This is a genomic window from Anaerobiospirillum sp. NML120449, from assembly GCF_023051105.1.
GTDB lineage: Bacteria > Pseudomonadota > Gammaproteobacteria > Enterobacterales > Succinivibrionaceae > Anaerobiospirillum.
Genome location: NZ_JALKIL010000021.1, coordinates 67,576 through 79,159, shown reverse-complemented (window position 1 = coordinate 79,159; position 11,584 = coordinate 67,576). Strand labels below are relative to the sequence as shown.

The 11,584-nt window shown below is 50.6% G+C and carries 9 protein-coding genes; all 9 read right to left on the bottom strand.

Annotated features, from left to right (window positions below; genetic code table 11):
- Positions 1-118: 118 nt before the first annotated feature.
- Entirely contained in the window at positions 119-859 is a 741-nt protein-coding gene (locus tag MXE41_RS07475; RefSeq protein WP_247100051.1) for a flagellin, read from the bottom strand.
- Positions 860-954: 95 nt separating this feature from the next.
- Positions 955-1,920, bottom strand: coding sequence for a flagellin (locus MXE41_RS07470; protein ID WP_247100050.1), 966 nt, complete (start codon positions 1,918-1,920; stop codon positions 955-957).
- 370 nt (positions 1,921-2,290) lie between these two features.
- Positions 2,291-4,711, bottom strand: a complete 2,421-nt coding sequence (locus MXE41_RS07465) for a 6-hydroxymethylpterin diphosphokinase MptE-like protein (RefSeq protein WP_246977274.1) — start codon at positions 4,709-4,711, stop codon at positions 2,291-2,293.
- A 753-nt stretch (positions 4,712-5,464) separates the two neighbouring features.
- Entirely contained in the window at positions 5,465-5,785 is a 321-nt protein-coding gene (locus MXE41_RS07460; protein ID WP_246977275.1) for a hypothetical protein, read from the bottom strand.
- A 203-nt stretch (positions 5,786-5,988) separates the two neighbouring features.
- Positions 5,989-6,474: a flagellar export chaperone FliS gene (fliS, locus tag MXE41_RS07455; RefSeq protein WP_246977276.1), complete on the bottom strand. Its 486-nt coding sequence runs from the start codon at positions 6,472-6,474 to the stop codon at positions 5,989-5,991.
- 767 nt (positions 6,475-7,241) lie between these two features.
- Positions 7,242-7,379, bottom strand: coding sequence for a hypothetical protein (locus MXE41_RS07450; RefSeq protein WP_246977277.1), 138 nt, complete (start codon positions 7,377-7,379; stop codon positions 7,242-7,244).
- A 722-nt stretch (positions 7,380-8,101) separates the two neighbouring features.
- Positions 8,102-9,223, bottom strand: coding sequence for a sn-glycerol-3-phosphate ABC transporter ATP-binding protein UgpC (gene ugpC, locus MXE41_RS07445; protein ID WP_247100049.1), 1,122 nt, complete (start codon positions 9,221-9,223; stop codon positions 8,102-8,104).
- A 118-nt stretch (positions 9,224-9,341) separates the two neighbouring features.
- Complete coding sequence (locus MXE41_RS07440; protein WP_246977279.1) at positions 9,342-10,217, bottom strand: carbohydrate ABC transporter permease; 876 nt, start codon at positions 10,215-10,217, stop codon at positions 9,342-9,344.
- 12 nt (positions 10,218-10,229) lie between these two features.
- Positions 10,230-11,135, bottom strand: coding sequence for a sugar ABC transporter permease (locus tag MXE41_RS07435; protein WP_246977281.1), 906 nt, complete (start codon positions 11,133-11,135; stop codon positions 10,230-10,232).
- Positions 11,136-11,584 lie beyond the last annotated feature (449 nt).

Sequence of the window (11,584 nt, the reverse complement as noted above, 5' to 3'; positions counted from 1 at the left end):
CAAGATGAAGAGGGGCTACAATAGTAGTTTGTGTCAAAATGTCAAGATTATTTTAGGAAGATTTCCGATATTTAAGCTAAATTTCGTGGATTTCCTTAGCGATATAATTATGTTAACACTACCTGTTCTGTATTGCACCTAGGTCAGCGCGGGAAGCATCTACAGCAGCAATCATCTTATCCAGTGAGGTTAATGCTGCCTCAATTTTTTCGGTAGTTGTAAGGGAGACTGAGTCAGGATTATTGTTTTGACCCTTATTCCAGAACTTTGCAAGATCATTTGCCTGAACACCACCTGCACCTGCAATCTGCGAAAACTTCATGGCGGTAACTTCAAAGTTGATTGTGTCGCCTTTATTGGCACCAACCTGAAGGGTCAGTTTGCCAATTGAGTTAACACCATTGGCGCCGCCCTTTGTCATAATTGAGTTAGCGCCAGCTCCATCAAGAATTAGAGAGCCGCCAAATTTTGTTTGCTTGGCAATGCGAGAGATTTCCTGTGCAAGAGCTGTAGCTTCTTTGCTCAGGGCTTTACGGTCGTCTCCAGTATTAGTGCCATTATTTGCTTGAACAGCCAGAGTACGCATCTTCTGGAGCATGCTGGTGATTTCGTCCATGGCACCTTCAGCGGTCTGAGCAAAGGCGATGCCGTCAGAAGCGTTGCGGTTACCCTGGTTGAGGCCGTTAATCTGGGTTGTAAGGCGGGAGCTGATCTGGAGGCCGGCAGCGTCGTCCTTTGCACTGTTAATTCTCAGGCCAGACGAGAGTCTCTGGTAGGTCGTAGTGAGCTGATTCTGTACGTTGTTGAGGTAGCGGCGTCCGTTGAGCGAGCTGACGTTTGTATTGACGTAAACGGCCATAGTTTCACCTTTGTAGACATGAATAAGAGAGATGAACCACTAAGATGGAGGCCATGAGTTCATGATGCCTCCATTTGAATATTAGCGGTAATCTTTTAGCCCAGAAGGGACAGGCCCAGCTGAGGACGGGTGTTGGCCTGCATAAGCATGGAGGTAGCAGCCTGCTGAATTATGGACTGCTGGGAAAGGTTTGCAGACTCCTCTGCAAAGTCAGCGTCGCGAATACGGCTACGGGCGTCAGCCTGGTTGGCGGAAACGTTTGCCTGATTGCGTATGGAAGACTCAAGGCGGTTCTGTATTGCACCTAGTCCGGCGCGCTGGGAATCAACATAACCGATCATGGCATCCATAAGCTGAATGGTCTTCTGAGCGCTGTCAGCAATGGAAAGACGAAGTGCTTTTGGACCCTGATTACCTGTAGCCTTAAGAACGTCATCAGGAGCAAGACCACCACCTTGACCACCGGCGCCGTTAACGGCTTTGGAGTCTTCAGCGATCTTGGTGAATTTGAAAGATGCAACATCAAAATCGATTGTGTCGCCCTTATTGGCGCCTACCTGCAGGGTCATACGGGCAATTTTAGTATTACCAGCAGCAACGCCCTGGCCGAAGAGGGACTTGCCACCAGCATTAGTGTCTACGCCATCCAGAACGGTCTTGCCGGCGAAAGTGGTCTGCTGAGCGATACGGTTGACCTCGGACAGCAGGGCATTTGCTTCCTTGTTCAGAGCAACACGGTCGTCAGTGGTGTTGGTGCCGTTGGAAGCCTGAACAGCCAGAGTACGGATTCTCTGGAGCATATTGGTGGTTTCGTCCAGGGCTCCTTCGATGGTCTGGGCGAGCGCAATACCGTCGCTGGCATTGCGGTTGCCCTGGTTGAGGCCGTTTACCTGGGTGGTGAGGCGGGAGCTGATCTGGAGGCCGGCTGCGTCGTCCTTTGCACTGTTGATTCTCAGTCCGGAAGACAGTCTCTGATAGGTGGTTGTCAATTGGTTCTGGACATTGTTGAGATAGCGGCGTCCGTTCAGAGAACTGACGTTTGTATTGACGTATACGGCCATGGTGTGCACCTCTGAATGGTGGCTCCTGGCAGAGCAGGATGCGTGTTTGTGTGTTATTTTTCCTTGCCCTGACTAACGTCAATTTGTCCTTGCTGTCAAAATGGCATTTTTACCATACTCAGCGCAATGCAAACTGGTTATTTACACAAATGTTACTTAATCAAGTTATCTTCATAGATATGTAAAACATGCATACCTAAGCATGTGATTTACAAAACGAAAAAGCCCGATATCCGAAGATACCGGGCTTTTCTACGCCTTAGCCTGTGCTCCAGTGCCTGTTTTGGAAAGCGTCTGAGCGGTGCTGCTCAGGCGCAGGTGCGGGCGCTGGAGGTGCACCGCTGGAGGCGCGGTGCAGGGGCGGGCGGGGTTATTCGTAGCGCTTGACGAACTTGCGGTTTGGATACTTGTCAGTATCCTCCTTGGTTACGTAAGGCTTACGTCTTTCAAACTTGTGGGCCTTGCAGTCACCGTGGTCATAGCCTACCACGCCATTGAGGTGGACCTGGTGGTCCTCGGCGCAGTAGTCAGGCATGAAGTGGTAGAGCTTCATGGCGTCTTCAAGGAAGTAGATGATGTACTGCAGCTGCTGGTCAGCAAGTACTACGGCCTTCTTCTCGTTCTTGGTCTGGTACAGGGTACGCATTACCATGGCGAACATGCCGTACAGGGAGCCGTCGATAAGGTCGGCAACATAGTAGTCACGGGTATCGTGAACCTTGTTGAGCACCTCACAGACAGTCTGCAGCATGAAGATGTAGTCAATACGGGTCTTAGGACGATCCTCAAGGGTCAGCAGCTTGATGACCACATGGAATACGTACTCTACGGCATCGATATCAACCAGGCTGTCTTCCTGCTCCTTGGTCAGGTGGAAGCGGGTGGTCTTCTCCTCAACCATGAACTTGATAAATTCATCGCGGTCCAGATCAGGCAGGTTCTCCCACTTGAGCTCCTCAGAGTGCTTAGGCTCGGCACCCTTGAGCTTGGCACCGTCAGAGCAGTTCCAGTAGTTGATCTCTTTGTCCTTAATGCCGTGACGCATGATAACTTCCATGTATCGGGCAGACAGACGGTATACGTAGCTGCTGTATACCTCACCACCGAAGTTACCGTCCAAACGGTAGTTCAGGGCAGAAATCTCACTCTGAGCAGCCAGAACTTCATTGTTGCTGTTGCTGCCGTTGTAGAACAGGTTCTCATCCGGGTGAGTCTTGCGGTCTTCACGCTTGGTGCCGTTGTCCACACCAAAGAGGAATACGTTCTTGAAAGCGAACTGGGTAGCTGCGGCTACACCAAGGTTACCTACAAGAGGGTTCATCAGGGAGATGGAGTTAACCTTACGCCACTGATCGTACATCTTGGCGGCGGCCAGCCAGAAGAAGGTCTCATCAGCCTTGCCGAAGATAGCAGTGTGCTTGAAGTGCTTTAATACCTCAGGGTGAATAACGTCACCGGTAACCAGGATAATGTCCTTGAGGTAGTCCTGATCAGGAATCAGGGAAAGGTGCTCAGATACGATACGAAGACGCTCGGTAGCACCGTAGAACATAGGCTTGATGCCGGCATTGTACAGGGTCTCAATGGCGGTACCACAGGCCAGCATGATTACCTTGTCCTGAATCTTGCGCAGGAAAGGAAGATCATGAGACAGGGATGGACCGTTAGCTACCACTACAAATGGCACATCAGCCCACTTCTCAGGGAACTTGACATCGGACAGTACGAAGCCGGCGTGATTCTTAACGTGGCTGATACCGTGAGCCATGGCGAACAGGTGGTCGTCATAGAAGCCCAGGGTGGCATAGGAACGCTCGTAGTCCTCTACCAGACGGTCGGAAATGTCATTGATTTCCTTGGAACGGTAGTGAACCATGGACCACATGTAGCAGGCCAGCATACGACCATGACGGTTGTAGTAGCTGTTGAGGTCCTCGAATACTTCTTCCTTGGACTGACCGACCATGAGGTAAATACCGCGACGGCTCTCATGGAGGTACTCAAGGAGGTTGGCCCAGTCAAAGGCGTGCAGGGAAGCAAAGAACAGGTCCAGATTTGGCTCAATCAGAACCATATTGCCAATGTCGATACGCTCGTACAGGCGGCCGATGTGATAGCCAAGACCACAGCCTACGATAATACAGATAGGGCAGGAACCTGATACAAGAGGGTTTTCATTAACCGGTACGTGCTCACGGTTGAACTTGACCATCTCGTTGAGGTAACGGTGGTGGATCTGGCCGAAGAGCTCGTTATCAAGGCCATAGTTGAGCTGCTTGAAAGGGCTCTTTTCCAGAACCAGGTCTACCTGTGAGTTACACAGTTCAACCGGATCAAAAACCTTGTAGAAGAACTCACCACGCTCAGGGAAGAACAGATTAGGAACGCCATTGGAGGTACACATGAACTCGAGGCTTTCGCTTGGTCTGTAATCGATGAACTGATCGTAGATGGATGGCATATAGAGCTTGAAAGCTTCCATATTGCGGTTGAAGCGCTCAATGAGCATCTCACTCATGATCTTCTGCAGCTCAAGCAGCTGAGTGATGTGCTCTGACATCTGACCACTGTCCATCTGGGTCACATGCTGGGACATCTCATCGAGGTTACTTGGGTCAAAGCCCAGTTCGTTCCTGAACTCATCCTCGACTTCCTTACGGGTCTTAAACTGGGCATCAATAGCTGAAGGAGCAGTGTTCTCATCAACCTGAGGCCACATCATTTTCAGCTCTTCGTACTCGCGGTCTACGTTACCCTGGTAGTCTGAATCGTGAGATTTCTGGTCTGTCATAAAAATTCCTTCCAGCTGACTGATGCAGTTCAGCGAGGTTCTAAATCTGCCATGCCCGCTGCGACATTCGCGGGGCATGTTGAGCGCGCCGCAGTTCACAGTTCCTGAAGCAAAATCGCCTTCAGTGCTGTGTCATAAAAATGCATAAGGCTTTAGTTAATTGCTTTGGATGCCCTTCATGCAAGAATTGCGCAAGATTGGATATCAATGCTCAAAAAGTCCTGATCGCCGGGCTGAAATTATTAAGGCAGACAGTCTTTAAACCTGATAAATATCATTAATTTTGCGCGTCATCAGGTGTGGAAAAAATTTTTGAAATGTTCGAGCTCAAAGGTGTAGATCTGGTACCAGATGCCGGGAAATAGATATAAATCGACAGCCTCAGTAAGCAAAATGATCATAAGCGGCCACACTCACGATGCTCTGTTGTGAGTTTTCGTAAGCACTTATGTAAATATGCAGGGATGAGCTTATTTATGGGATGTTGACGGGACTTGATGAGGGATTGTTCTGATTGCAAGTGCTGGGATGCAGGCAGAGAGATGCTCTGGGAAATCTTTTAGGTAGTGGCAGTGGACTGTTGCCAGGTTTTGCGCGGTATTGCCAGGTTGAGGAGGTGTTTTCGTAATGCTGTACTGAATATTTTGTAGAGTGTACAGACAGCAAAGGCGCCATAAGGCGCCTTTGTTCTCCCTGTGCCTTGCAGTGACAGGGAGAGAATTGAGCTGTCAGCAGGCGGGTACCGCCCTGTGTTTAGTAGCGGCGGACCTGACGGTAGGCCTGCTGGCCTTTGGAGCCCTTCTTGAGGCCGCTTAATTCGCGGCGTACCTTTTCGTGCTCGTCTACCAGAATATCGCGCTGCTCGGCTGTCACTTCATAAAGCGACTGCAGGTATTCGTCAACACCGGTACGGTCTTCAAGGTCCTTGGTCAGCTCATAGAGCTTTCTGAACAGTACTACTTTCTCACTGCTGAGCTTCTCGGCAAGCTCAAGGTCTTCGGCTTCAAGAGCGTCAGAGATAGCGTCATCGTTGTCATCAATGGCCTTTGCCAAGTCTAAAAGCTCCTGATTCATGGGAATGTCCTTAAGTATTGGGGGCGCAGCAAGGTGCTGTCCGGCCTTATGCTGTGGCCTTTGCCTGATGGCGCGGGCTCTGCCCTGGTGTTCCTGCAGCAGCCGGAGCTGCCAGTGGAAAGGTAAGTCTGTATACGATAAAACCAGCCTTGAATGGCTGGTTTTATGGCACAAATGCTTAACTGAGGCACAGGCCTCAGCAATTAAACATTGCCGTCAATCAGCTTCTTGTGAGGATCGTAGTTGTGCTGGAAGTGCTGCTCATTGGTACGCATCTGAGAATGTGCTTCCTTAATGGCAGTCTGTGGCAGATTGTCCCATGCCTCCTTGATAGGCATGAATGCACGCAGAGCATCATCAATAGGCTGAGTATCCACGTTGATGGAGGCCTCACCGAGCTTATCGAGCATGAAGTCGTAAATCAGTGAAAGGTTCTTTGCAATTTCAGGAGCATGGCTTGGATCAAGAGTGTCCTTGAGATACTGGATAATGGCGGTGGCAGCTGCCAGCTTTTTGGCCTTATCCTCCAGATCATTACGCTCAATAGCGCCCTTGGCCTGACCAAGACGCTCAAAAACGCCATTGTATAAGGCTTTGGTAATGGTGTATGGATCTGCAACCTCAAGCTGTGCATTTACAGAGCCCTTGCGGTACTCTTTCATCATATCTTGCGGTTTTGTAATGAACATCGTTCTCAACTCCTGCGCGTTAGCATTTGCAAAGCGAACCTGCTGAAAGCCCCAGCTTCTGAACATTCTACAACAAAAGCGGCCCTGTATGAGACTGCAGGGATGCTCTGATGGTAATCAGAATCATGTTCCAGGTAAGCAAAATACAGCCTGTTAAAGGCATTTGCCGCTCTCCTGCTACATTGAAGACTGTCGTCCTGTGTTCATGGGGACGGCATTTTCCTCATGCTGTGACTGGTATTACACAGCAAAGCTTATGCCATAGAGCATTATTGGTGAATACTTTATCGGGAGCCCGTGCTCACGGGCTCAGCTGAGCTCTAAGGCCTTATCTTTCAGGCAGTTTCAGTGCTCCGGACCAATGGACTGCGGCAAATTAGTACTGCAGATTGCCGCCTGTAATTATCCAGAATCAGTAGAGCTGATTATAAATTACGTATCTGAGCCGGGAATGAGGACCGGGAATAATTTCTGTCAGACACTTTACTGATTGGGCCTGGAAGGGCTATGCCTGCGGAATCGGGCTGCGGTGATGCTGGTGGAGGCAGGCCTGGTGGGAGTGTGGCGGGAGCGTGGTGGGAGCGTGGCGGGAGTGGCTGAATAAAAAAGGCTCCCGGTGGGAGCCTGATTTTGCTGTGTACCTTTTGTTTGCCCTGTCTTTAGCTGGCAGACACGGCTGCAGGAGCTTCACAAAACGATGTCGCGCTCTTGCACTGCGCTGCATTGCGCTGCACGGCTTTGCACTGCGTTACGCGGCGCTGTTGCACTTACATGCGGTTTTCCTGCAGGAAGAAGATCAGTCGGCGCTTGTGCTGCTCACGGCGCATCATCTTGAACTGGAGGCGACGACGCTTGGAGCGATGAAACTGGGAGCCGCTGCGGGCGAAGTGAGGGCTTTTTCTCATTGGTATTTCCTCTTTTCCTGGGGCCTGATACCTGCAGTCATTACTGCCGTACCAGATGGTGCAGGAAAATTCTGTACAGTCGGTTCAGGACTGCCTGGCATGACGATGTGCAGCTGTCGATCAGCTGCCTGATGCCGGTCCTTATGCGTCCTGATTGTTATGACCCTTATGTCAGCAGACTGGTTGTTGCATCTGCCAGGGAGACTGGTCACTTTGTCAGCCCGTGCTCCTGTTAATCATGGGAGCTGCTGAACTTTCTGACCGTTATTACGTTTTCCTGTATATGCCGACCATATGATTTCAGTCAGCTCAAATCCATCCGGGACTGTCACCTTTGCAGATTATGCGGCCCTGTGCACTGTATGGCAGTGCCAGATGTATTAATTTTGTCCTTGGATCCATTATAGACATACCATGTCAAAAGCACCAAAACCAGAAGTTAAGCCAATGTTAATTCTGTGAAGCTGTCCGGCCTTTTGCAACTGCGCTGTTCCATATGCTCTGATGCTGTGTTACAGGCGCATTAAATCAGCATGTCTGTTTGCTTCTCAATCATTGGGACTTCCACCTTGCATGCACATACAGTAAAGCCGCCTCAGGGGCGGCTTTACTGTATGTGGCACAGCCGGCATGGGCGGTCTTGCTTAGCCTGGCGCTGCCTTGCTGAGCCAGGCCCGCCCATTACCGGCCGGTGAGGCAGGGCCGTGTGGGGCCAGGCCTGGTCAGTTGAGCAGGGCCTGCTCAGTTTCGCTGTCGAAGAGGTACATCTTCTTGAGGTCAATCTTAAGGGAGATGTTCTGACCTTCCTCAAGGCCGGTGACCGGTGGCAGCTTGGCGCACAGCTTGTACCTGTCTACGTTGACAAAGAGGTAGACCTCAGAGCCTATTGGCTCTACCAGATCGATTTCAGCGCTGAGATCGGATGTGTCACGCTCACCTGGAATAGTGCGTCCGGTGTAGATATGCTCAGGTCTGATGCCCATGGTGACCTTCTTGCCCTCGTATTGACTGAGGTCAGGCATATTTTCGCGTGGCATGATGTTGAAGCTGTGCTGCTTGTCCAGTACGCAGGTAAAACCGGTAGGGGAGTTAGCACGTCGCTCAATGGTGACATCCATGAAGTTCATCTGAGGAGAGCCAATGAAGCCGGCAACGAATTTGGAGGCTGGATGGTCATACAGGGCCTGAGGAGTATCAACCTGCATTACATCGCCATCTTTCATAACCACAATGCGGTCACCCATGGTCATGGCCTCAATCTGATCGTGGGTTACATAGATAAATGTGGTACCAAGGCGCTTGTGAAGCTTGGAGATCTCTGAGCGCATGGTGGTACGCAGCTTGGCGTCGAGGTTGGACAGAGGCTCGTCAAGCAGGAAGACATCAGGATCACGCACCATTGCACGGCCCAGAGCAACACGCTGTCTCTGACCGCCAGACAGGGCTTTGGGCTTGCGGTCCAGATATGCAGTAATGCCCAGCACCTCGGCTGCATTACGGATACGACGGTCGATTTCATCGGCCGGAACCTTGCGCTGGATAAGACCATAGGCCATGTTCTTGTACACAGTCATGTGAGGGTACAGAGCATAGTTCTGGAACACCATGGCAATGTTACGGTCTTTAGGAGCCACGTCATTGACGAGGCGCTCACCAATATACAGTTCGCCTGCACTGATATCCTCAAGGCCGGCAATCATACGCAGGGTAGTGGACTTTCCGCAGCCGGACGGGCCTACGAATACCACGAACTCCTTGTCCTTGATTTCAAGATTGAAGTCCTTAACGACCTTGATATTTCCTGGGTAAACCTTGGCAATGTGCTTCAATAAAATACTGGCCATATTTAACTCTCAACTGTATGGCTGGCCGTCGCATCCTGATGCTGGCGACAGCTCAAAAACTGTACGGGGCTACCTGAGGCCTGACTGCCTGGGCTGCTGCGTGGTGGCAGGGGCGCTGTTACTTGACTGCGCCTACCATGCCGGCTACGAAGTACTTCTGCATGAGGAAGAAGATGGCGGCCGTAGGCAGGGTGGCTATTACAATGCCGCACATGATCATGCCAAAGTCAGGGGTGTAGGATGAGCCCATATTGGATAGCACCAGAGGTACGGTGCGCATCTCAGGAGTCTGCAGAGCTACCAGTGGCCACAGGAAGTTATTCCAGCTGCTCATGAAGGTAATGATGGCAGCGGCTGCGTAGGTAGGACGCATTACCGGGAAATACATTTTAAAGAAGATGGCAATCTCGCTCAGTCCGTCGATACGGGCGGCCTCAAGAATGTCCTTTGGGAAGGCCTTGGTGTTCTGGCGGAACAGGAAGATGAGGAATGCTGTGGCAACCAGAGGCATGACCACTGCAAAGTAGGTATCAAGACCCAGCCACTTCCATGGCGCCAGAGGATTGCCGTCATCGTCAAAGCCCATGGAGCCGAAAGTGCCAAACAGGCGGTACAGCGGAATCATCAGGGCGCAGAATGGCACCATCATGGAGACCAGCAGCACACCAAAGAGGATATCGCGCTTTTTGGACTTGAAAATCTCAAATCCGTAGCCTGCAGCTGAGGAAATGAGCAGGGCAAAGAAAGTGGTAATCAGGGCAATAATGGCTGAATTGCCAACGGCTCTGGTAAAGCCCAGTTCAGGATTGAACAGCTTGCTCAGATTATTTCCCAGTTCGCTGCCAAAGGTCATGGTGCCCGAGTTGATGGCCACATTGGAATTGGTTGCAGCAATGAGCATCCACACAAATGGAAAGAGTGAGATGCAGGAGGCAAAGATCAGAATGGCATAGCGGATAAAGGTAACCGCAAAGTTATAGCGTGACTGTTTCATCGTAAGCCTCCTCTAGTCCTTGTCTCTTGCCAGGCGGAACTGGATCAGGGAAAGAATCACAATCAGCAGTACTACTACGAATGCTACAGCACTGGCATAGCCGAAGTTTGGTGTGAACTTGAAGCAAAGATTGTAGATGTACTGGGAAATGGTTACCGTGCCGTTGGCCGGACCGCCCTGAGTGATGTTCTGTACTTCATCAAAGAGCTGGAGCGTGCCAATGGTAGAGGTAATGGTGGTAAAGAGAATAATAGGCTTGAGCAACGGTACAGTAATGGTAAAGAACTTTTTGACCGGACCTGCACCGTCGATGTCGGCAGCCTCATATACCGATGGCTCAATATTCTGCAGACCGGCCAGATAGAAGACCATGTTATAGCCTATCCAGCGCCAGGTAATGGAAATGATGATGAGCACCTTGGCCCAGAAAGGATCCGTGACCCACAAGATGGGCTGATCAAGTATTTCCCACCCCGTCATGACCGAGTTGAACATGCCATTGTTGGCGAAGATAGCTTTCATGATAAGGGAGTAGGATACCAGGGAGGTCACGCATGGCAGGAAGATGGCTACGCGGAAGAAACCTTTGAATTTAAGGTTTTTGTCATTGAGCATTACCGCAACTACCAGGGCAAAGAAGAGCATTACCGGTACCTGGATAATGAGATAGATAAAGGTATTGAACAGGGCCTTTTTGAAGGTGGAATCAACCAGCATGCGCTCGTAATTGTACAGGCCGGCAAAGCGGATATTGTTGCCAGTACCGCTGTACAGGGACATGATAAAGGCCTGAATCATAGGATAGAACACAAACTCTATGATCAGGATAGCGGCCAGGCCTACAAAGCACCAGCCCCATATGTCGTTACGCTTTTCAAGTACACCTCTGGTGTATTTGAGCTCTCTTACTTCCGACATGGAACTCTCCACACATTTTTCACTACTGCCCCTGAGCTAAATCGTGTTAGCGCCTGTCAAAGGGGCTTCCCTCAAAATGCTGCCTGGGCAGCCACTACAATTCAAGAATAACAATCATTGACAGATTTTGCAGGTCTATATGCCAAAACTGTGAGCTTAGACAAATTGTGCATGGGCACGTACACACCTTGCTACAGCCCGCATAGCGGCGTTCCTCAGGCCATCTTGCCTTAATAGTATGTAAACGTTTTTATAAAGGCACGCAGGCCATTTTTCCTGGACAAACTGATGCTGTGCAACCATGCCATAATCTGTAGCCCTTATACCTGGCGCCTGAGGCCTTATACCTGGCCCAGAGGCCTTATGCCACGCTTATGGTTGTGACGTGAGCGGAAGTGCGTTTGTGGCGCTGTTTCTGCGGGGCACAGTACTGAGCGCATTGCGGACAC